The sequence below is a fragment of the Cupriavidus cauae genome (genome assembly GCF_008632125.1).
GTDB lineage: Bacteria > Pseudomonadota > Gammaproteobacteria > Burkholderiales > Burkholderiaceae > Cupriavidus > Cupriavidus cauae.
The window spans coordinates 22881-42967 of sequence record NZ_VWRN01000002.1 but is presented as its reverse complement, the minus strand read 5'-3'; the positions used below and the strand labels follow the sequence as shown (position 1 = coordinate 42967).

Annotated in this window: 18 protein-coding genes; 10 read left to right on the top strand and 8 right to left on the bottom strand. The window is 68.3% G+C overall.

The features are described 5' to 3' along the window. Positions 1-7: 7 nt before the first annotated feature. Positions 8-442, top strand: coding sequence for a DUF6841 family protein (locus tag F1599_RS00205; RefSeq protein ID WP_150081522.1), 435 nt, complete (start codon positions 8-10; stop codon positions 440-442). Here the strand turns inward: F1599_RS00205 and F1599_RS00200 are convergent. The 6 genes from F1599_RS00200 to F1599_RS00175 form a co-directional block, all read right to left on the bottom strand. Further along, positions 437-1135, bottom strand: a complete 699-nt coding sequence (locus tag F1599_RS00200; protein WP_149318987.1) for an FMN-dependent NADH-azoreductase — start codon at positions 1133-1135, stop codon at positions 437-439. The genes F1599_RS00205 and F1599_RS00200 overlap by 6 nt on opposite strands. 28 nt (positions 1136-1163) lie before the next feature. Next, on the bottom strand, positions 1164-1487 hold the full coding sequence (locus F1599_RS00195; protein ID WP_149318986.1) for a DMT family transporter: 324 nt from the start codon (positions 1485-1487) through the stop codon (positions 1164-1166). A 3-nt stretch (positions 1488-1490) separates the two neighbouring features. Further along, on the bottom strand, positions 1491-2171 hold the full coding sequence (locus F1599_RS00190) for a glutathione S-transferase family protein (protein WP_053821696.1): 681 nt from the start codon (positions 2169-2171) through the stop codon (positions 1491-1493). Positions 2172-2477: 306 nt separating this feature from the next. Further along, positions 2478-2939, bottom strand: coding sequence for a MarR family winged helix-turn-helix transcriptional regulator (locus F1599_RS00185; protein WP_149318984.1), 462 nt, complete (start codon positions 2937-2939; stop codon positions 2478-2480). 98 nt (positions 2940-3037) lie between these two features. Continuing rightward, positions 3038-5266, bottom strand: coding sequence for a TonB-dependent receptor (locus F1599_RS00180; RefSeq protein ID WP_150081519.1), 2229 nt, complete (start codon positions 5264-5266; stop codon positions 3038-3040). Positions 5267-5389: 123 nt separating this feature from the next. After that, a complete protein-coding gene (locus tag F1599_RS00175; RefSeq protein WP_150081516.1) occupies positions 5390-6301 on the bottom strand; it encodes a LysR family transcriptional regulator in 912 nt (303 codons plus the stop codon). A gap of 335 nt (positions 6302-6636) precedes the next feature. Between F1599_RS00175 and F1599_RS00170 the strand changes: the two genes are divergently transcribed. After that, positions 6637-8100 (top strand): MFS transporter, encoded by a 1464-nt coding sequence (locus F1599_RS00170; protein WP_190286268.1) that lies wholly within the window; start codon positions 6637-6639, stop codon positions 8098-8100. A gap of 76 nt (positions 8101-8176) precedes the next feature. Here F1599_RS00170 and F1599_RS00165 read toward each other — a convergent pair whose 3' ends face one another. Further along, complete coding sequence (locus tag F1599_RS00165) at positions 8177-8848, bottom strand: TetR/AcrR family transcriptional regulator (RefSeq protein WP_190286267.1); 672 nt, start codon at positions 8846-8848, stop codon at positions 8177-8179. 198 nt (positions 8849-9046) lie between these two features. Here F1599_RS00165 and F1599_RS00160 point away from each other — a divergent pair, with 198 nt between their 5' ends. The 6 genes from F1599_RS00160 (at position 9047) to F1599_RS00135 (ending at position 15546) form a co-directional block, all read left to right on the top strand. Next, positions 9047-9790 (top strand): SDR family NAD(P)-dependent oxidoreductase, encoded by a 744-nt coding sequence (locus tag F1599_RS00160; RefSeq protein WP_149318978.1) that lies wholly within the window; start codon positions 9047-9049, stop codon positions 9788-9790. A gap of 370 nt (positions 9791-10160) precedes the next feature. Beyond that, positions 10161-11063: an amidohydrolase family protein gene (locus F1599_RS00155; RefSeq protein ID WP_006578676.1), complete on the top strand. Its 903-nt coding sequence runs from the start codon at positions 10161-10163 to the stop codon at positions 11061-11063. 141 nt (positions 11064-11204) lie between these two features. Continuing rightward, positions 11205-12119, top strand: coding sequence for an amidohydrolase family protein (locus F1599_RS00150; protein WP_006578677.1), 915 nt, complete (start codon positions 11205-11207; stop codon positions 12117-12119). A gap of 84 nt (positions 12120-12203) precedes the next feature. After that, complete coding sequence (locus tag F1599_RS00145) at positions 12204-13676, top strand: UbiD family decarboxylase (RefSeq protein ID WP_223819399.1); 1473 nt, start codon at positions 12204-12206, stop codon at positions 13674-13676. Further along, positions 13673-14296: a UbiX family flavin prenyltransferase gene (locus F1599_RS00140; RefSeq protein ID WP_150081511.1), complete on the top strand. Its 624-nt coding sequence runs from the start codon at positions 13673-13675 to the stop codon at positions 14294-14296. Before F1599_RS00145 ends, F1599_RS00140 begins: the two co-directional genes overlap by 4 nt. A 119-nt stretch (positions 14297-14415) precedes the next feature. After that, on the top strand, positions 14416-15546 hold the full coding sequence (locus F1599_RS00135) for a CobW family GTP-binding protein (RefSeq protein ID WP_150081610.1): 1131 nt from the start codon (positions 14416-14418) through the stop codon (positions 15544-15546). 229 nt (positions 15547-15775) lie between these two features. Here F1599_RS00135 and F1599_RS00130 read toward each other — a convergent pair whose 3' ends face one another. After that, on the bottom strand, positions 15776-16810 hold the full coding sequence (locus tag F1599_RS00130) for an AraC family transcriptional regulator (RefSeq protein WP_150081509.1): 1035 nt from the start codon (positions 16808-16810) through the stop codon (positions 15776-15778). A gap of 421 nt (positions 16811-17231) precedes the next feature. On the opposite strand from F1599_RS00130, the gene F1599_RS00125 reads away from it, so the two are divergent. Beyond that, positions 17232-18578: a nucleobase:cation symporter-2 family protein gene (locus F1599_RS00125; protein WP_149318975.1), complete on the top strand. Its 1347-nt coding sequence runs from the start codon at positions 17232-17234 to the stop codon at positions 18576-18578. A 2-nt stretch (positions 18579-18580) separates the two neighbouring features. Next, on the top strand, positions 18581-20005 hold the full coding sequence (locus tag F1599_RS00120) for an amidohydrolase family protein (RefSeq protein WP_223819398.1): 1425 nt from the start codon (positions 18581-18583) through the stop codon (positions 20003-20005). The last annotated feature ends 82 nt before the right edge of the window (positions 20006-20087 follow it).

Here is a 20087-nt window from a genome sequence, read left to right as displayed (position 1 = left end):
CAGACCCATGCGGCAAGACATCGAGCAGCTATTCGAGCGATACCAGCAGTGCTTCGTGCAGGGCCTGCGCGGCGAGGCCGACCTGGAAACGGTCGCCGGATTTTTTGCCGAGAGCTTTATCACGGCGTGGCCCGGCGGCGTGATGACCGGCACCAACGACGAGCAACTACGCGGCGTGATGGGCAAGGGCTTCGATCACTACCGCGCGATGGGCATGCGCGATATGGCCGTCGACCATGTGGCGGTGCACCAGATCGACCCGATGCATGGCGTCGCCAGCGTGGCGTGGGCCTCCACCTTCGAGCGCCCCGGCGAGGCCCCTCGCGTGGTGCGGTTCAGCGTCCACTACCTGGTCCAGCTGCGCGAGGGCGATGCAAGGATCTTCGGCTGGATCGCCGGCGACGAGGAAGCGGAACTGCGCGCGCAGGGGATCACGTCATAGTGCTTCGCGGTTGAGCCGGTCTTGCCGCGGTGCCAACGCTGGCGCCTCGATAGGCGCCGACGAGCCGCGCGGTGGCGGAGACAGCGCCGCGATCTGCTGCGCGATCCACGCGTCGGCCAGGGCCTGCGCGCGCTCGAGACAGGCGGGTCCGCGCCGCAGATTGTCCAGCCGCAACACCGACAGGTCGTGCAGGCCGGCGGTGGCCAGCGCGTGACGCAGATACGGCGTCAGGAAATCCGGCTGCCCCTTGCCGTCATCGCCGAGCGGCCCGCCGCTGCCGACGATCAGATAGACCGGGCGGTCGGGCAGCATTCCCTTCTTGCCTTCCGGCGTGCGCGCGAAGGTGCGGCCGGGGCGCAGAATCTGATCGATCCAGGCCTTCAGCGTGGCGGGTACCGTGAAGTTGTGCATCGGCGTGGAGATCACGATGCGATCCGCGGCCCGCAATTCGGCGATCAGCGATGCCGAGAAGGCAAGCACGCCCGTATCGCTGACCGCATCGGTAAACTCCGCCGCGAGGCTGGCATGCGCGAATGCGCCATCGACCAGGGGCGGCGGACGACGCGCCAGGTCACGCTCGACCACGCGCAGCGTTTCCCGCTGCCGCATCCGCTCGATCAACGCGGCGCCTGTGGCGCGGCTGGTCGACGCCTCCCCATTGGGGCTGGCGCTGACATGAAGCACGGTTTTCATCGTGGCTCCCGATGGTTTATGCCGCAGGTCAGCTCACCGCCTCGGAGAACCGCAGCCCGATGATCCCCACCACCGTCAGCGTCAGGAACAGCAGCCGCTGCCATTGCATGCCCTCGCCGAAGCTGACGATGCCGATCGCGACCAGCCCCAGCGTGCCGATGCCGGTCCAGATCGCATAGGCGGTGCCCACAGGCAGATTGCGCAGCGCCTTGGCCAGCAGGAAGATGCTGGCCAGTCCAGCGGCAACGGCCACCACGCTCGGCAGCAGCCGTGTCCAGCCCTGGTTCAACTTCAGCGCGACGCCCATCACGATCTCCAGCGCGGCGGCGGCAAACAGAAAGGTCCACGCCATCGCTCACGCCTCCGCCCGATCCTGCGTCGCCGCCGCGGGCCGGCGCAACGCCGCGAGGCCGCGTTGTACCGCCGGCCGCTCGGCGATGCGCTCGAGCCAGCGGGCCACATGCCGGTATTGCCCGATGTCGAGCCGCAGTTCGTCATGGCTACGCAACCACGGAAAGGCGGCGATGTCGGCAATGGTGTAACGGTCCAGCGCCAGATAGTTCGATTCCGCCAGCCGTCGGTCCACCACCCCATAGAGCCGATGCGCTTCCTTCGTGTAGCGCTCGATCGCTTCGCGATTTCCGCTCTGCGAGCCATGCAGGAACCACCACAGCTGTCCCAGCATCGGTCCGATGCCGCCGACCTGGAAATGCAGCCATTGCTGGACCTGCCACTGCTCGTGGCGCTGCGTCGGATGCAGGGGGCCGTACTGGCTCGACAGATAGCCGAGGATCGCCCCGGACTCGAACACGGTGATGCCTTCGCCGTGATCGACCAGCGCCGGGATCTTGCCGTTCGGGTTGATCGCGAGATAGTCGGGGTGGCGCTGTTCGCCCTTGTCCAGGGCGACATCCACCTGCCGGTAGGGCAATCCGGCTTCCTGCAGATAGATGCTGACCTTCTGGCCATTGGGGGTGTTGGCAGTGTAGAAGGTCAGGTCTGGCGTGGTCAGCCTTGACGGGATGACGGATGACATGGTGGTTCCTCCGATGATGTCCTGCGATATGGCTATCAGTTGCATCTGCAATCGTTGCAGATGCAACTGTAGACGATGGAGGCGGCTTCGGCAAGCACGGCCATCGGTGGAGCGATCGGAGAGGGCGGTCGGCGGATTGCCGGCGGCACCGGCGTGCTGGCACGGCAGCGGTCGACGCGCGCGTGCCGTCGCCGGGCCGGCGACAGTCACGGCGTGGTGCGCGAGTGTGATGGTGGGAGGGCGGGTTGGTCCCGGTGGTGGGTCGTCAGCCGGTTCCCACCTGGGCCAGGGACCGGCGCAGCGGCGTCAGGAAGGGCGCGATGCGGCCGCGGCAGCGCGCACGGCCTGCGCGGCGCGCTCGAGCGCGTCGGCGAAGCGCCGCTCGTCGGTGGGATCGAATTGGGACAGGAACAGATCGGCGATCGTGGCCTGGTAGATCTTCCACATCTTCTTGCGCAGCGCGCGGCCTTCGCGCGTGATCGTGAGGAAGGCGGCGCGGCCGTCGTCGGCCGAGCGAGTGCGCGTGACCAGGCCCTCGCTCTCCAGCCGGTCGACCAGACGGGTCAGGTTGTAGCGCTCGATGACAAGCGCGTCGGCCAGCTCGTGCATGCGGCGCGTGCCGCCCGGACCGCTCTCCAGGCCCCACAGCACGTCGTACCAGGCATAGGTGGGCAGCCCGGCGTCGGCAAGGCGCCGTTCCACCTCACGGATGATCAGCCGGTGCGCCCGCACGAAGGAGAACCACAGGTCTGGCCCGTTTGTCGTCATGATGCTCTCCGGTATCGTTGCAGTTGCAATTATGCCGGCGATCGATGCCGCGGGCCAGAGCCGGGCAGGGGACCGATCCTGTCCCGGCTCGCCGTCGCTTACCAGCGGTGCTGATACATCGCCGTCAGCGTGATACCCGCCGCCGGCAGCCGGCTGGTATTGCTGCTGTTGCGCAGCAGCTGGCTGTACAAGGGGTAGTAGTCGCGATTGAGCAGGTTCTCGATGCCGATCGTGATGGTGTCCTTGCGCGTCAGCTGGTAGCGGCTGATCAGGTCGAGCGTCGTATAGCCGCCGGTATCGCGCCGCCCGAAGCTGTTCTGGCCATTGAGCCGATAGTCGCGCCCGGCGTAATAGCTGACCTGCAGCCGGTTCGTCCATTGGCTGATCGGCCGGTATTGCAGATAGCCGGTCAGCTTCAGCGGCGGAATGCGATAGCCGGTCATGTTCTGGAAGCTGCTGCTGCCTTGCGGCTGCTCGCGGCCGCGCATCCAGGTGAAGGTACCGCCGACACCCCACTTCTCGTCGTCGGTCAGATAGTCGGCCGCGGCCTCGACGCCGAAGATGCGCTCCTTGGTGCGGGTCAGGATCAGCCCGTTGTTGAAGCTCTGCACGTCCCCGAGCTTCGAGGTGGTGTAGAACACCGCCACGTTGGCCAGCGTGTTGCTGCCCAGCGCGCCGCGCCAGCCCAGTTCGTAGTTGTTGGTCTTGACCGGCTCCAGGCTCGACGAGTTGATGTCGAAGCCCGGACGCGCGTTGCGGATCTGCAGGCCGATGTCCGGCAGCTGGAAGCCCTGGCTGAATGCGCCATAGAACTCCTGGCCCTTGACCGGCGCAAAGGCGGCGCCGAGGTTGAACAGCCACGCGCCGTAGTCGACGGTGCCGCCCTTGACGCCGACCGGGTTGGCCACCTTCGATTGCGACAGCGGCACGAAGTCGTCGAAGCTGGCGCTGGCGCGCTCGTAGCGCACGCCGCCTTCCATCGACCAGCGCTCGTCGAACTTGTGCTGCAGTTGGCCGAACACACCGCCGCTGCGTGTGGTCAGCGGCGGCATATAGGTCAGCTCGCCGGTGCGCTGGAACACCAGGCCGCCGCTGGCGTCGTAGCGCGCGGCGTCGAAGACGTCGAGCGGCATGTCGCTGCGTTCCTGGTTGTAGTCCGCGCCCCACAGCAGCTTGGTCTGCTTGCTGGCGCCCAGCGGCGTGCCGACCGTCAGCCGGCCGCCGAATACGCTGCTGTTCTGGCTGATCTGGTCGACGTTGCCGCCGCGCGTGGCGACCGCGCGCGCGTCGAACGGGGGAAAGCGCGTGAAATAGTCGCGATAGTAGAACTGCGTCGACACCGTGCTGCCGAAGAAGTCCTGGTGCTGGTAGTCCAGGTTCAGTACCGTGTTGCGCAGCTCGTTCTGGTTTTCGAGCTGCAGGCCGCGAATCGCGCGCGCCGCCGCCGAGCCCGGAGGCAGGCGTCCGACCGAGGGATCCGAAGCGTAGTCGGTGTTCTGCTTGGCGTGATAACGGCTCAGGCTGAGCTGCACGCGCTGCTGGCCGTCGATGCGCCAGCCGAGCTTGCCGCTGACGTTGTAGACGTTGGAATCGAACAGATCGCCCTGGCTCGGTTCCGGTGCAATGCGATGGCCGTGCGCGTCGTAGGGGCTGCCGATGCGCTGCGCGCCGATGTGGAAGGCGTAGTCGATCGGTCCCTGGCTGCCCGAGAAGTGCTGCTGCACGTTGGCGCTGAGGCCTTCCTTGCTGAGCCGTGTCAGCGGCGTGCCCAGCGTCACGGTGGTGTCGGCGCTGGGCGGGCCGCCCGCGGTGCGGGTCGTGATCGAGATGATGCCGCCGCTAGCGCCGGCGCCGTAGAGCGCGCTGCTGCCGCGCAGCACCTCGATCCGCTCGATGTTGCTCGGATCGATCGTGGCGAGATTGCGGGCGGAATCGCGGTTGGTATTGAGCGGAATGCCGTCGACCAGCACCAGGGCGCTGCGTCCGCGCAGCGTCTGGCCGAAGTCCGTCACGGTGCGGCTCGAATCGGCCATGCCGGGAATCAGCTTGCTGAGCATCGTCGCCAGATTGGTGGAGCCGGTTTTCAGCTCCTCGATCTGCTCGCGCTCGATCACGGTGACCTGCCGCGTCGGATTGACCAGATCGCTCTTGATGCGGTCGACCCGTACCTCGACGGTGCTCAACTCATGCGCGGGTGCGGTGCCCGGGCTGTCGGACGGCGCCTGCTGCGCCAGCGTGGAAAGCGGGGCGCCGCCGGCGATGGCCGCGGCGATCAGGGCCGACGGCGTCAGCCGCGACGGTTGCAAACAGGCCAGTTTCTGTCTCATGGCGCGTGGGTCCGGGCTCTCTCGTAATCTACGGTTACAAAAAGCCGTCAATCATATTGATAACGATTCCTGTTTGCAACATATCTTGGAATCCAATCGGCACTCCACGACATAACTGGCCGGTCAGCCTTGCGCGGCGATGCGGCCCAGCGCTTCGCGGAACGCCTGTGCGGCCGGTCCGAGCGGCTGGTCGACGCGATGGGCCAGGTACGCTTCGTAGAGGACGCGGGCGTCGCGGCCCAGCGAGGTGGTGGCCACGCGCACCAGCCGCCCTTCGCGCAGATCGCGTTCGACCAGCCAGCGCGGCAGCCGGCCCCAGCCAAGGCCGGACAGGATCAGCGCGTATTTGGTGTCCTGCGTGTTGACGCGGCAGGTCTGCGGCGACAGCACGCCGAAGTCGCGGCCGGCGGACAGCGGGGTGGGATCGGACTGCACGATCTGCAGGTGATCGGCCAGATCGGCGAGGCCAAGCGGCGGGCCGCGCCGCCGCGCCGCCAGCGGGTGGTGCGCGGACACGACCGCCACCACCTCCGTCGAGGACAGCGCCTGCAGAGCGACGCGCGGATCGCGGAAGCCCTCGCCGACCATCACCGCCAGCGTGGCGCGCTGCTCCAGCAGGGCGGCCAGCGGCCCGCCGAGCGGTTCGACCGCGAGCCGGATCGCCACCGAGGGATAGCGGCTGCGCATCGCTTCCAGCGCGGCACTGATCTGCGCCAGCGGGAACAGCGTATCGACGACCACCGACAGTTCCAGCTCCAGTTGCTGGCCGAGGCCGCGGGCACGCGCCCGCATCGCATCGACGCGCAGCAGGATGTCGCGCGCGTTGACCAGCAGCGCCTGGCCCTCCGCGGTCAATACCGGCCGCCGCCGGCTGCGGTCGAACAGCGCGACGCCGAACTGCGCCTCCAGATTGGCGATCGCGTGGCTGACGGCCGATTGCACACGGCCGAGCTTTGCCGCTCCAGCGCGGAAACTGCCGGCCTCCGCGACGGTGGCGAAGGTGCGCAACTGGTCGAGGGTCAGGGCGTCGAGCATGGTGCGGAGCGGGTGGAGTCGGTGGCTCGGCTGGGCTTGATTGATCTATCTGATCGATCGTTTTGGATCGAACTTATATCACTTCCGTCGATGTGCCGCCGATGCAATGCTGTGCGACATCGCTAGGTTCGGTGCAGGGGAACGAGATGACGGATTGTGTGAACGATCGGGCGGAGGATCGTGCGGACGGAGGGCGGGCATGGGCCGCCGGCGAAGGGCGGGGCAAGGCGGTGCCGGTAGCCGCCGCGCCGTCCGGCAAGACGGGGCAGATAACGCCTGCGCCGTCAGGCAAGACGGCGCAGATAGCGCCAGCGCCGTCAGGCAAGGCAGCGCCGATGGCCGCCGCACCTTCCGGCGAGGCAGCGCCGATGGCCGCCGCGCCGTCCAGCCAGGCTGCGATGTGGCTGACCGTGGCGGTGGTGGTCGGCGCCGGGGTCGTGGCGGCGTTGCAGGTCGGCAAGGCCGCGATCGCGATGCCGATGCTGCAGGCTGACCTTGGCGCGACCCTGGCGCAGGCCGGCTGGCTGATGGCGATCGTCGCGGTGCTCGGCTCGCTGGGCGGGATTCCGGCCGGCGCGCTGGTGCCCGCCTTCGGCGACCGGCGGGTCTTGCTGGGCGGTCTGCTCGCGGTGGTGGTGGGCGCCTGCGCCGGCGCGCTGGCGCCGACGCTGCCGGCCCTGATGGCGTCGCGTTTCGTCGAAGGGCTGGGCTTCCTGCTGATCGCGGTGGCCGGGCCCGCGGTGCTGCAACGCGTGGTGCCGCTGCAGCGCCGCGATTTCGCTTTTGCGCTGTGGAGCTGCTTCATGCCGGCCGGCATGGCGCTGGCGATGCTCGCCGGTCCGCTGTTCGGCAACTGGCGCGGACTCTGGTGGGGGAGCGCGGCGCTGGCCGTCGTCGCGATGGCGGCGGCGCGGCTCGCGATACCCGCCTGCGCGCGGTGGCAGGCATTGACGCATCGATCATCGCCATCGCAATCGCAATGGTCACCGCAATCGCAATGGCAGTCGCAGTCGCCATTGCAATCGCAATCGCAGTCCCGGTCGCCGTCGCCGTCGCCGTCACAGTCGCAGTCGCAGTCGCAGTCGCAGTCGCAGTCGCAGTCGCGGTCGCAGTCGCAGTTGCCAACGCCAACGCCAACGCCAACGCCAACGCCAACGCCATCGCCATCGCCGTCGCCGTCGCCGTCGCGCGGCGTTGCCGGCATGCGCGCCGATATGGCGGCCGTGCTGCGCGCCTCGCAGCCGCTGCGGCTGGCCGCCTGCTTCGCGCTCTACAGCCTGATGTTCTTCGCGTTGTTCAGCTTCCTGCCGGTGCTGCTGATCGAGCGGATCGGCGCCTCGCACCGCATGGTGGGGCTGCTGACCGCGCTCGCGATCGGCGCCAACATGATCGGCAATCTGGCGGCCGGCTATCTGCTGGCGCGCGGCGTGTCGCGGCCCGTGCTGGTTGGCGGCACCTGCCTGACGATGGGGCTGGCCGCGCTCGGCATCTTCCTGCCGGTGTTCGGCGATGTGCCGACCTTCCTGCTGTGCCTGCTGTTCTCGGCGGTGGGCGGTCTGATTCCGGCCACCTTGCTGTCGAGCGCGCCCGTGGTGGCACCGACCGCCGCGCTGGTCCCGGTGGTGGTCGGCCTGCTGATGCAGGGCAGCAATCTGGGGCAGGTGGTCGGGCCCGTTACCGTGGGCGCGGCCATCGAGACCTGGGGCTGGCACGCCGCCGCAGCCGTGGTGGCGCTATCGGCGTTGGCCGCCATGCTGCTGGCGCGCGGCATGCGATTCCCACGCGATGCGGCGGGGTGATTCGGCGCGCTTCTGGTGTTGGCGCCCGGCAGATCCAGGACATCTGTGGAAAAGGCAGGGCGAGGGACCGGCAGCCTCACGGCGCGGCCGCTTTGCCGCGCCGCCGTGCCGGCGCGGGCGCCAGTGTGGGCGCTGAGGCGGGTTCCTGCTGCCCCGCTTGCAGGCCATCCCACACCCGCATCGCACAATCCACCACCCGATGCAGCCGCTGGCGTGACGCGCCGGTGCGGGCCTGGATCGACAGGCCCTGCAGCACCGTTTCGAAATACGCGGCAAGGGCGCCGACGTCGGTGTCGGCCGGCAGTTCGCCGGCCTCGACGCCTTGCTTCAGGCGCTGGCGTACCGACTCGCCGACCGTGCGCAGCTTGCTCGACAGCATGGTCTTCATCTCGCTGTCGTCGTCCGGGCAGGCGGCGGCCACCGATACCACCAGGCAGCCGCGCGGGGTCGTCGGGTCGCAATAGGCGTCGACGTTGTCGCGCAGCATCGCCTCGACCGCCGCGCGCGCGGTGGGGCGCGCCAGGGCCGGGGTGGTGAAGTTCATGGTGCGCTGGTACAGCGCCGTGGCCTCGCGGAACAGCTGCGCCTTGTCGCCGAAGGCGGCATAGAGGCTGGGGCGGTTGATCCCCATCGCGGCCGTCAGCTCGCTCAGCGACGCCTGTTCGTAGCCGCGCTCCCAGAACACGCGCATGGCGGCCTGCAGGGCGGTGTCGCGGTCGAAGGCGCGGGGTCTTCCTCGTTGGCTCATGGATGGAACGGTGAATTCTGTACTGACCGGATAGTAAATCCCTTGACCGTCGGCGACAACGTGCCAATAATTCGCTTTAAATTTGTACCGATAAGTACAGATTGTAGGTGGAACGCACGATGCCGGTCAGGCAGCCCGTCGGGCGACGGACCGGCGAACCGAAAGATCACGTTGAACACCACGTTCAAGGAGCAAGACATGGCATCCCTGCAAGGAAAAACGGCACTGGTTACCGGCGGCAGCCGGGGCATCGGCGCGGCGATCGCGCGACGCCTGGCGGCCGACGGCGCGGACGTTGCGCTGACCTACGCCAGCTCGGAGCAGCAGGCCGAACAGGTCGCCGCCCAGGTGCGCGCGCACGGACGGCAGGCGCTGGCAATCCGCGCCGACAACACCGATCCGAAGGCCGTGGCCGACGCGGTGGCGCGCGCGGCCGCCCAGTTCGGCAAGATCGATATCCTGGTGAACAACGCCGGCATCTTCCGCGCGGGCTCGCCGGCCGAACTGACCGTCGACGACTTCGACGCCACGATGGCCGTGAACGTGCGCGCCGCCTTCGTCGCGATCAAGGCGGCGGCGGAGGTGATGCCCGATGGCGGTCGCATCATCTCGATCGGCAGCAGCCTGGCGGTGCGCGTGCCGGGGCAGGGGATGTCGATCTACAGCGCCAGCAAGGCGGCGCTGGTCGGCATGACGCAGGGCCTCGCGCGCGATCTCGGTCCGCGCGGCATCACGGTCAATGTGGTGCACCCCGGTTCGACGGCCACCGACATGAACCCGCCCGATGGCCCGCATGCGGACTGGCAGCGCTCGCTGATGGCGGGGCAGCAGCGTTATGCCTCGCCCGATGAGGTCGCCGCGGTCGTGGCGCTGCTGGCCTCGCCGGAGGCGCAGGCCGTGACCGGCGCGGCCTGGACGATCGATAACGGCGCCAACGCCTGATCGATCGAACGACCGGACCGATCGAACGACAGATCGATCGATTGACCGACTCGATCGAGCGAGCGAGCGCGATCGAGCGGTCGGGGGAAGGTCGGGCGCGGCAACGTCGCGTCCACGCTTCCCGCTTGACATCCGAATTTCCGCGGCGGTATAAAGGCGCCGTGGGTAGAAGCGGTCGATTGAACAAGCAGCGGCGCAATGCCGCGATCGTTCAACTGGAGATTGCTCACTGACGGAGTACCGTCGGTGGCGCATTCTTCCAACGCTTCCCTCGACAGTGCTCCCGAACGCAACGCGCGCCCGGCCCGTCGGCAACGACCGGCCCGGTCCCGCATGCCTTCAACCTGCAGCATTGCGAGGAGACTCCCGCATGATCATCGACACCAGTTGCTATCCGACCAATCTGGTCGATCTGGCATGGCGGCACGATGGCGAGCCCTTCACCGGCGAGCGCCTGATCCAGATGATGGATGGCCCATTCCTGATCAACGGCAAGCCGCGCCGCATCGATCGCGCCTTCATCCAGCCGCCGCAAGGCAACACCATCTACACCTGGACCGACGGCACCAGGTCGGGCAGCGAATCGATCGACGCCTATATGGCCTACACGGTCGAGATGGTGCGCAAATATCCCGACCGCTTCATCGGCTGCTTCGTCTACAACCCGCGCTGCGGCGTCGAGAACGGCGTCAATGCGATCGACCATTACGTGCGCAAGCTCGGCTTCAAGATGGTCCAGTTCCAGGCCAATATGCACGCCTATCGGCCCGACCGCGCGCTCGACTGGCTGCGTCCTGCGCTGCAGAAATGCGCGGAACTGGGCGTGCTGGTCAAGCTGCATACCGGCGACGGTCCCTACAGCATCCCGACCGAATGGGTGCCGATGATCAAGGAATTCCCGACGGTCAATTTCATCATGGCCCACTTCGGCGTGCAGACCGGCGGCGTCTATTGCTTCGAGCCGTTCCAGATGGCGATGGACATGCCCAACGTCTATTGCGAATCGGGCTGGTGCCTGCAGTCGCGCATCGTCGAATTCGCCAAGGTGTTGCCCAGGCACAAGATCCTGTTCGGCTCCGATACGCCGCCGAACGAGCCGGGCATGTGGCTGCGCCTGCTGGAGGTGCTGTGTTTCGAGCCGCCGCAGGGGCTCAATCTGGACGAGGACACGCTCGAGGACTACCTCGGCAACAACGTCGCGCGGATGATCGGCCTCGAACCGACGCCGGTGCCGCGCACGGTCGAAGAGGCCCGCGCCAGGCTCGCCGCCTGATGACGACCTGATGGCGACCTGATGGCGCTCGGATGGCGCGACGATGGCGCACCGATGGCGGCCCGCATGCCGCTCTCATCGCCGCCCGATCCCCGCCCACGACCGCTTCCAGACCACGCAGCCCCGCACGGAGCCACTGCAATGATCATCGACACCCATCTGCATCCCACCAACCTCGTCGACGAGGCCTGGCGCCATACCGGCGAACCGTTTACCGGCGAGCGCCTGCTCAAGATGATGGACGGCCCCTACATCATCAACGGCAAGCCGCGCCGCATCGATATGGGCTTTATCCAGCCGCCGCCCGGCAATACCGGCTATCGCGACGGCAATCGCCGCGGCCGCGAAGGCGTGCGCGACTACATGGCCTATGTGGCCGAGCTGTGCCAGAAATATCCGGACCGCTTCATCGGCAATTTCACCTTCAATCCGCGCTGGGGCCCGGAAGAGGGCGCGCTCGAGCTCGAATACCACGTCAAGGAATACGGCTTCAAAATGATGAAGCTGCATGCCAACATGCACGGCTATCGTCCCGACCGCGCGCTCGATTGGCTGCGGCCCGCCTTGAAGATGTGTGCCAAGTACAACGTCGTGGTGCTGATCCATACCGGCGACGGGCCGTACACGATTCCGACGATGTTCTATCCGATCATCCGCGAATTCCCGATGGTCAACTTCATCATCGGCCATTTCGGCATCCAGACCGGCGGCAATTATTCGTTCGAGGCGTTCTGGATGGCGATGGACACGCCCAATGTCTATTGCGAATCGGGCTGGTGCTTCCAGTCGCGCATCGTCGAATTCGCCCGCCAATTGCCGCGCAACAAGATCGTGTTCGGCACCGACACGCCGCCGAACGAGCCCGGCATGTGGCTGCGCGAGCTGGAGATGCTGTGCGGCCCCGCGCCGCAGGGCATGGACCTGGACGAGGACGGGCTCGAGGACTACATGGGCAACAACATCGCCCGCCTGATCGGCCTGGAGACCACGCCGCCGCCGCGCACGATGGAGGAGGCGCAGGCCCGCCTGACCGACACCTACGCCGGTCTTCGCTGAACGGGCCGCTGATCGGGCCGACAACGCGTCCGGGCCGGGCAGCGCCAGCGTGCGCCGCCCGGCCGGCGTGACAAGGAGAGATCGATGACATCGCGGCTCAATTCGGGGCTCAATTCGGCGCTCAATTCGGGGCCCGGTTCCGGGCTCCATCCCGGGATCACTCCCGGGCTCACTCCCGGGCGCTATTCGTCCTCGCAGGACTTTCGCGACTTTCTGGCGGCCTATCGCGCCGCGCATCCCGACGATGTGCTGGTGATCGGCGAGGAGATCGGCGCGGACCAGGATGCGACCGCCGTGGTCTGGCAGCTGGCCGCGCAGGGACGCCATCCGATGCTGGTGTTCGAGCGCGTGCGCGGACTCGACGCGCCGCTGGTGACCAATGTGTTCGCCTCGCGCCAGCGCGTCGGCCGGCTGCTCGGCGTCGGTGCCGACGGCATCCATGCGGAATACCAGGCGCGCAGCCGCCGCCTGGTGCCGCCGCGCGAGGTCGACCGCGGACCGGTGCTGGAGGTCGTGCAGACCGACGGCATCGACCTGCGCACGATCCCGGCGATCCGGCATTTCGCCACCGACCGCGGTCCCTATATCACCAACGCGATCCTGATCGCGCAGGACCCCGAGACCGGCATCGGTAACGCCAGCTATCACCGCTCGATGGTGCATTCGGCCACCGGCATCGCCACCAGCCTGCATTCGCGCGGCCATCTGTGGCGCATGCAGCAGCAGGCCGCCGCGCGCGGCCAGCCCTTGCCGGTCGCGATGGTGATCGGCGCGCATCCGCTGTTCATGCTGGCTGGCGCGGCGCGCCTGCCGTACGGCGTGGACGAGCGCCACGTTGCCGGCGGCCTGTTCGGCGCGCCGCTGGAGGTCGTGCGCACGCCGCGCCATCGCATCGCGGTACCCGCCAGCGCCGAGATCGTGCTGGAGGGCGTGATCGATCCGGAGGCGCGCGTCGACGAGGGACCGTTCGGCGAGTTCACCGGCTATTCGTCGGACCGCTCGACCAACAACCTGCTGCGCGTCGAGACGATCCTGCGCCGGCGCGACGCGATGCTGATCGACGTGGTCGGCGGCAATTCGGCCGAGCACCTCAACCTCGGGCGGATTCCGCGCGAGTCCGAGATGGTCGAGAAGCTGAAGGAGCGTTTTCCCAGCGTCACCGCGGTGCACTACCCGAGCTCGGGCACGCATTTCCATGCCTATGTCGCGCTCAAGCCGATGCGCGCCGGCGAGGCGCGCCAGGTCATGCTGGGGCTGCTGGGCTGGGATCCGTACCTGAAGACGGTGATCGCGGTCGACGAGGATGTCGACATCACGCGCGACGAGGAGGTGCTGTGGGCGGTCGCCACGCATCTGCAGCCGCATCGGGACGTGGTGGTCGTCGACGGCCTGCCGGGCAGCGCGCTCGATCCTTCGGCCTCCGGCGCCGGCACCACCTCGCGCATGGGGCTCGATGCGACGCGCGGCCCGCAGTTCGACGGCATCCGCGCGCGCATCGGCGACGATGCGATGGCACGCGCGGCGCGGCTGCTCGGCAAAGCGATGGGGCGCCCATGAGCCGGCGTCTCGTGGTCGCCATCACCGGCGCAAGCGGCGCGATCTACGGCGTGCGCCTGCTGCAGTGGCTGGCGCAGCAGCCGGACTGGCGCACCGATCTGGTGGTGACGCCGTCGGGATGGCTGACGATCCAGCACGAGCTCGGTCTGCGCCGCGCCGAGGTCGAGGCGCTGGCCGACGTCGCGCACAACGTGCGCGATATCGGCGCCACCATCGCCAGCGGCTCGTACCGCTCCGCCGGCATGGTAGTGGCGCCGTGTTCGATGCGCACGCTCGCGGCGATCGCGCATGGCCTCGCGGACAACCTCGTCACGCGCGCCGCCGACGTGATGCTGAAGGAAAGGCGCCGGCTGGTGCTGCTGCCGCGCGAAACGCCGCTGCATCTGGGCCATCTGCGCAATCTGACCGCGGTGACCGAGATGGGCGCGATCGTGCTGCCGCCGGTGCCGGCGTTCTACCACCGGCCCAGCACCATCGACGATCTGGTCAACCATACCGTCGGGCGCACGCTCGACCTGTTCGATATCGACCATGCCGGTCTGGTCGCGCGTTGGCAGGGGATGCGTCCCGCGCCCGCCGACGCGATGCCAGCGGCAATGGCGCAGGAGGAGACACGATGAATGCCCTTACGTCCCTTGATTCCCTGACGTCCCTGACGTCCCTGACGTCCCTTGCATCGGAAGGGGTCCGCCCGGCCACCGCCGAGCAAGCCGCCGCACATCCTGCCGAGCGCGCGGCCGTGCCGGTGCCGGTGACGATCCTGACCGGCTTTCTCGGCGCGGGAAAGACTACGCTGCTGAACCATATCCTGACCGAGCGGCACGGCCACCGCATCGCGGTGATCGAGAACGAGTTCGGCGAGGTCGATGTCGATTCGGATCTGGTGCTCAGCTCGGACGAGGAGATCTACCAGATGACCAACGGCTGCATCTGCTGCGTGGTCGACGTGCGCACCGATTTGGTCCGCATCCTGCAGAAGCTGCTGGCGCAGCCCGAACGCTTCGACCACATCATCGTCGAGACCAGCGGCCTGGCCGACCCCACGCCGGTCGCGGCGACCTTTTTCATGGACCACGAAGTCGCGCGCGAGGTCGCGCTCGACGGGGTGGTGACGCTGGTGGACGCGCTGCATATCGAAAGCCATCTGGACGACCCGCGGCTGCGCGGCTTCGACAACCAGGCGGTCGACCAGATCGTCGCCGCGGACCGCATCGTCATCAACAAGACCGACCTGGCCGATCCGGCGGCGGTCGACGCGCTGGAGGCGCGCCTGCGCCGGCTCAACGAGGGCGCGCGGATCCTGCGTTCGAACTATGCGCGCGTCGATCTGCGGCAGATCCTGGGGATCGGCGGGTTTACGCCGGGGATGGCGGTGCTCGACGACAGCGAGGACGAGTACGGGCATGACCACGACCACGACCACGACCACGACCACGACCACGACCACGACCACGCCCCCCACGGTGCCGACCATGGCCACGTCTGCGACGAACATTGCGGCCATGACCATGGCGACGGCTACGATCATGACCAGGATCATGGCCACGCTCATGACCACGCGCACCGGCACGACCCCTCGGTGTCCTCGGTTTCGCTGGTGTTCGACCGGCCATTCGACGGAGACCGTCTCGCCAGCGCGATCCGCGCCTTGCTGGCGGCGCAAGGGGACGACCTGTTCCGCATCAAGGGCATCGTCGCCGTCGCCGGCAGCGAGCGGCGCCATGTCCTGCAGGCCGTGCACCGGCAGCTCGACCTGCATGCGGGCGAGCCGTGGCTGGACGCGCCGCGCGACAGCAAGCTGGTCTTCATCGGCCGCAACCTGGATCGCGGTCGGCTGCAGACGATGCTGGGGATCTGCCTGGCACGTTGAGGCGAGGGTGTAGCGGCGCATCGACGCCGTGGCGGCGGGCGTAGGGCGTAGGGCGTAGGGCGTAGGGCGTAGGGCGTAGGGCGGAGGGCGGAGGGCGGAGGGCGGAGGGCGGAGGGCGGAGGGCGGAGGGCGCCCTGGATCACCGTCATTTCGCTCCCCGCATAAGCGCCGCTATCCGCGCCGCTACCCGTCGCCCCGCCATTCTCCGCGCCGCTATTTCTCGGCGCCGCTATCCTTCGCGACACTGCGCCCGGCGCAAGGTATCCGACGGCAGCTCGCCAAATTCGCGCCGATATTCACGCGAGAACATGCTCAGATGCGCGAAGCCGTGCCGCAGCGCGATCGCGGTCACCGCGCCGGGCTGCTGCGGCGACCGCAGCAGGCTGTCGCGCGCGCCCTGCAGGCGCAGCAGCCGCAGATATTCCATCGGCGTCGCGTTCTTGCTGCGCCGAAAGCCCACCTGCAGCGAGCGCTCGGACACGCCGCAATGGTCGGCGAGTTCGCGCATCGTGATCGGGCGATCGAGATTGCGGCGCAGATACTGGATCGCGCGCCGGACATAGGCTGGCAGCGTCGGTTGGAAGCGCCGCGGTAGCGTCGCGCCGTCGCCGGAGAACTGGTCGAACAGCAGCGTCGACACCACCATATGTTCGATGCTGGCGTCGATGGTTGGATTGGCGGCGCCAGCCCGGCGCGTGCGCATCTCCGCGCGCAAATATCCGACCAGCGCCTGCCAGCGCTCGGCCAGGCCATTCCCTCCATTGCCATTCAGTCCATCATCGCTGGCCAGTCGCGGCGCGAACGCGATCGGCGCCGGCGGCTCGAAGCCGAAATGCTCGCGGAACGCATGCTCGATCGCGCGCCGGCGCAGCACCACGCAGAAGCGTTCGCAATCCTCATCGAGCAGCAGCCGCGTGCGCAGCGTCGGCGAGGCGACCAGCGTACTGCCGTGCGGATAATGCTGCGACTGGCCGTCGGTGAGCGCCTCGCAATGGCCCGCCAGCGTGGTCTGAATCACGTACTCATCCTTGCCGGGCTGCGGCTCGATCTCCATCGCCGTGCTGTAGCGGATATCGACCAGCCACAGCTGCCCGATATGGCATTGCTCGGCGTCGACATGCAGCGGCGCGCGCGCGTCGAGCGGCCGCACCCGCGTGGGTCCGAACAGCCGCGCGCACAGCGCTTCCACATGCGGCAGTTCGCTGGCATGGAATCGATGGACGGCGCCAAGGCCGGGCGCGGAAACGTCGGAAGGCGGCTGCATGGAAGGGCGGAGCAGAGGATGCGATGACAGGCACCCGCAACGGCGGTGCGCGCTATCGTAAGGGCCGCCCTTGCCGACGGCAAAGCCGGGACAAACCCGCAGCGCTCGGCGGCATCGCGGTCGTCTTCGGGCAGCCATCGCATGTCCATCGCACCGCCATCGCACCACCACCGCATCACCGTCGCTCCACCCGCACCAGCATTACCCGCACCAGCACTACCCGCACCAGCGCTACCCGCACCAGCACCACCCGCACCAGCACCACCCGCACCAGCACCGCACGCACCAGCACCGCGTGCCTCACATCGCTGCGCTTTGCGCCTATCGCCTTCGCAATTGCGCTATGACCGCCCACCTGCGGCCGCTACTGTGGCTGCAGGCGCCGCTTCGAGCGCCTTCAGCCACCACCAAGGAGACGACAATGGCTTCGCCCCAACACCCGGTCGACGCGGTGCTGCCGCCGCGCGCCATGCTCACGCTGGGCTTCCAGCACATGCTGGTCAGTTATCTTGGCGCGATCACGGTGCCGATGATCGTTGCCGCCGCTTTGAAGATGACGCCGGCGCAGACCACGCTGCTGATCAGCACCGCGCTGTTCACCTCGGGCATCGCCACGCTGCTGCAGACCGTGGGCTTCTGGAAGTTCGGCGTGCGGCTGCCGATCATGCAGGGCGTGGCCTTCAGCTCGGTCGGACCCGTGATCGCGATCGGCACCGATCCTTCGCTGGGCTTCCAGGGCGTCTGCGGCGCCATCATCGGCGCGGGCGTCATCACGCTGCTGCTGGCGCCGGTGATCGGGCGGCTGCGGCAGTTCTTTCCGCCGGTGGTGACGGGGTGCATCGTCACCGCGATCGGGCTGTCGCTGTTTCCCGTCGCCTATCAATGGCTGGGCGGCGGGCGCGGTGCGCCGCAGTTCGGCGCGCCGGTGTTCTTCGCGGTGGCGATCGGCGTGGTCGCGCTGATCCTGGCCATCAATCGCTACGGCAGCGAGTTCCTGCGCAATCTGTCGGTGCTGATTGGCCTGCTGGCCGGCGCGGCGGTGGCCACGGCGCTCGGCATGGGCGACTTCGCCGAGGTGCGGCGCGCGCCGTGGTTCACGATGGTGCAGCCGTTCGCCTTCGGCCTGCCGGTGTTCGATATCGGCGCGATCGTCACGATGACCATCGTGATGCTGGTGCAGATGGTCGAGTCGATGGGGCTGTTCATCGCGATCGGGGACCTGGTCAAGCGCCCGGTCAGCGAACGCGAGGCGACCAACGGCCTGCGCGCCAACGGGCTGGCCAGCGCCATCGGCGGCATGTTCGCGGCCTTTCCGTATATCGCGTTCATGGAGAACGTGGGGCTGGTGATCGTGACCGGCGTGCGCAGCCGCTGGGTCGTCGCCACCTGCGGCGTGCTGCTGTGCGCGGTCGCGCTGGTGCCGAAGATCGGCGCGCTGTTCGCGTCGATTCCGGCCGCCGCATTGGGCGGCGCCGCGCTGGTGATGTTCGGCGTGGTCGGCGCGGCGGGCATCAAGACGCTGGGTCAGGTCGACTACGAGAACAACCGCTCGAACCTGACCATCGTCGCCATCACGCTGGCCTGCGCGCTGATGCCGGTGATCATGCCGTCGGTGCTCGAGAAGCTGCCCGAAGCGCTGCAGCCGTTCGTGCACAGCAGCGTGATCATCGCCTGCGTGGTGTCCGTCTTCCTGAACCTGCTGCTCAACGGCCTGCCCGGCCGTGACGCACCGCTGGCCCATGCCGGCGAACATGCCCCGGAGATCTGATCTTGACTGAAGTCCAATGCATCAACGAAAACCCGTGCGAGAACCTGCTCGACAACCTGCTGATCCGCGGCGCCGCTGCGGTGATGACCGGCCAGGCGGGCCCGGCCGCGCGCGCCGGCGCGGCCGATATCCGCATCCGCGACGGCCGCATCGCCGAGATCGCTGCCGGGCTCGCGCCGCTGCCGGGCGAACGCGTGCTCGATGCCACGGGCTGCGTGGTCTATCCGGGCTGGATCAATACGCACCACCATCTGTTCCAGAACCTGCTCAAGGCCGTGCCCGCCGGCATCAATGCCGATCTGCAGGCCTGGCTGGCGGCGGTGCCGTATCCGCGTCTGGCGGCCTTCACGCCCGAGGTGCTGCGTGCCGCGGTGCGGCTCGGCATGGCCGAGCTGCTGCTGTCGGGCACCACCACCTGCGCCGATCATCATTACCTCTATCACCACGGCCATGGCGCCGAGACCGGCGACCTGCTGTTCGACGTGGCCGAGGAAATGGGGCTGCGGCTGGTGCTGTGCCGCGGCGGCGCGATCCAGTCGGCCGCCGATCATCCCGGCATGTCGAAGACCGCGCTGGTGCCGGAGACGCTCGACGAGATGGTGGCCGATATCGAGCGGCTGAAGGCGCGTTATCACGACCCCGCCGGCGATGCGATGCGGCGCGTCGCGGTGGCGCCGACCACGCCGACGTTCTCGCTGCCGCCGGCGATGCTGCGCGAGCTGGCCGAGTTCGGCCGCGGGCTCGGCCTGCGCCTGCACACGCATCTGTCGGAGACCGACAACTACGTGCGTTTCTGCCGCGAGAAATATCGCTGCACGCCGGTGGAATTCGTCGGCGAGCATGGCTGGCTCGGCCCCGACGTCTGGTTCGCGCATCTGGTCACGCTCTCGCCCGACGAGATCCGCATGCTGGCCGCGACCGATACCGGCATGGCGCACTGTCCGGTCAGCAACGCACGGCTGGGCAGCGGCGTGGCGCCGGTGCGCGCGCTGGCCGACGCCGGCGTGCGGATCTCGCTCGGGGTGGACGGCGTCGCCTCCAATGAATCGGGCAGCATGGTCAACGAGGCCAACTTCGCCTGGCTGGTGCACCGCGCGGTCGGCGGCGCCGCGCAGACCACGGTGGAGGAGGTGATTCACTGGGGCACCGCCGGCGGCGCCGCGGTGCTGGACCTGCCGCGGATCGGCACGCTGGCGCCGGGGCAGTCGGCCGACCTGGCGATCTACGACCTCAAAGGCCTGCGCTTTCACGGCTTTCACGATCTCGCCGCCGCGCCGGTGGCGGCAGGCGAGCCGACGCCGGTGCGCCACGTGTTCGTGCGCGGACGCCAGGTCGTGCAGGATGGCGCGATCGTGGGACTGGATCTGGAGCAACTGCGCCGCGAGGCGTACGACGCGATGCAGGTGCTGCAGCGGATCGCGGCTTGAATGTCGGGCGTGCGTGCGGCCCGAGCAGGGACCGGGCAGAGCGCAAGTGTGGGGCGCGTGTGGAGCGCGGGTAGGGTCCGAG

What these genes read in the sequence shown, in the direction of transcription:
- F1599_RS00125 (WP_149318975.1), top strand. Translation starts at nt 17,232, where the DNA reads ATGGCTTCGCCCCAACACCCGGTCGACGCGGTGCTGCCGCCGCGCGCC.
- F1599_RS00185 (WP_149318984.1), bottom strand. Translation starts at nt 2,939, where the DNA reads ATGACGACAAACGGGCCAGACCTGTGGTTCTCCTTCGTGCGGGCGCAC.
- F1599_RS00170 (WP_190286268.1), top strand. Translation starts at nt 6,637, where the DNA reads ATGGCCGCCGCACCTTCCGGCGAGGCAGCGCCGATGGCCGCCGCGCCG.
- F1599_RS00190 (WP_053821696.1), bottom strand. Translation starts at nt 2,171, where the DNA reads ATGTCATCCGTCATCCCGTCAAGGCTGACCACGCCAGACCTGACCTTC.
- F1599_RS00205 (WP_150081522.1), top strand. Translation starts at nt 8, where the DNA reads ATGCGGCAAGACATCGAGCAGCTATTCGAGCGATACCAGCAGTGCTTC.
- F1599_RS00145 (WP_223819399.1), top strand. Translation starts at nt 12,204, where the DNA reads ATGACATCGCGGCTCAATTCGGGGCTCAATTCGGCGCTCAATTCGGGG.
- F1599_RS00130 (WP_150081509.1), bottom strand. Translation starts at nt 16,810, where the DNA reads ATGCAGCCGCCTTCCGACGTTTCCGCGCCCGGCCTTGGCGCCGTCCAT.
- F1599_RS00200 (WP_149318987.1), bottom strand. Translation starts at nt 1,135, where the DNA reads ATGAAAACCGTGCTTCATGTCAGCGCCAGCCCCAATGGGGAGGCGTCG.
- F1599_RS00165 (WP_190286267.1), bottom strand. Translation starts at nt 8,848, where the DNA reads ATGAGCCAACGAGGAAGACCCCGCGCCTTCGACCGCGACACCGCCCTG.
- F1599_RS00150 (WP_006578677.1), top strand. Translation starts at nt 11,205, where the DNA reads ATGATCATCGACACCCATCTGCATCCCACCAACCTCGTCGACGAGGCC.
- F1599_RS00140 (WP_150081511.1), top strand. Translation starts at nt 13,673, where the DNA reads ATGAGCCGGCGTCTCGTGGTCGCCATCACCGGCGCAAGCGGCGCGATC.
- F1599_RS00195 (WP_149318986.1), bottom strand. Translation starts at nt 1,487, where the DNA reads ATGGCGTGGACCTTTCTGTTTGCCGCCGCCGCGCTGGAGATCGTGATG.
- F1599_RS00155 (WP_006578676.1), top strand. Translation starts at nt 10,161, where the DNA reads ATGATCATCGACACCAGTTGCTATCCGACCAATCTGGTCGATCTGGCA.
- F1599_RS00180 (WP_150081519.1), bottom strand. Translation starts at nt 5,266, where the DNA reads ATGAGACAGAAACTGGCCTGTTTGCAACCGTCGCGGCTGACGCCGTCG.
- F1599_RS00160 (WP_149318978.1), top strand. Translation starts at nt 9,047, where the DNA reads ATGGCATCCCTGCAAGGAAAAACGGCACTGGTTACCGGCGGCAGCCGG.
- F1599_RS00175 (WP_150081516.1), bottom strand. Translation starts at nt 6,301, where the DNA reads ATGCTCGACGCCCTGACCCTCGACCAGTTGCGCACCTTCGCCACCGTC.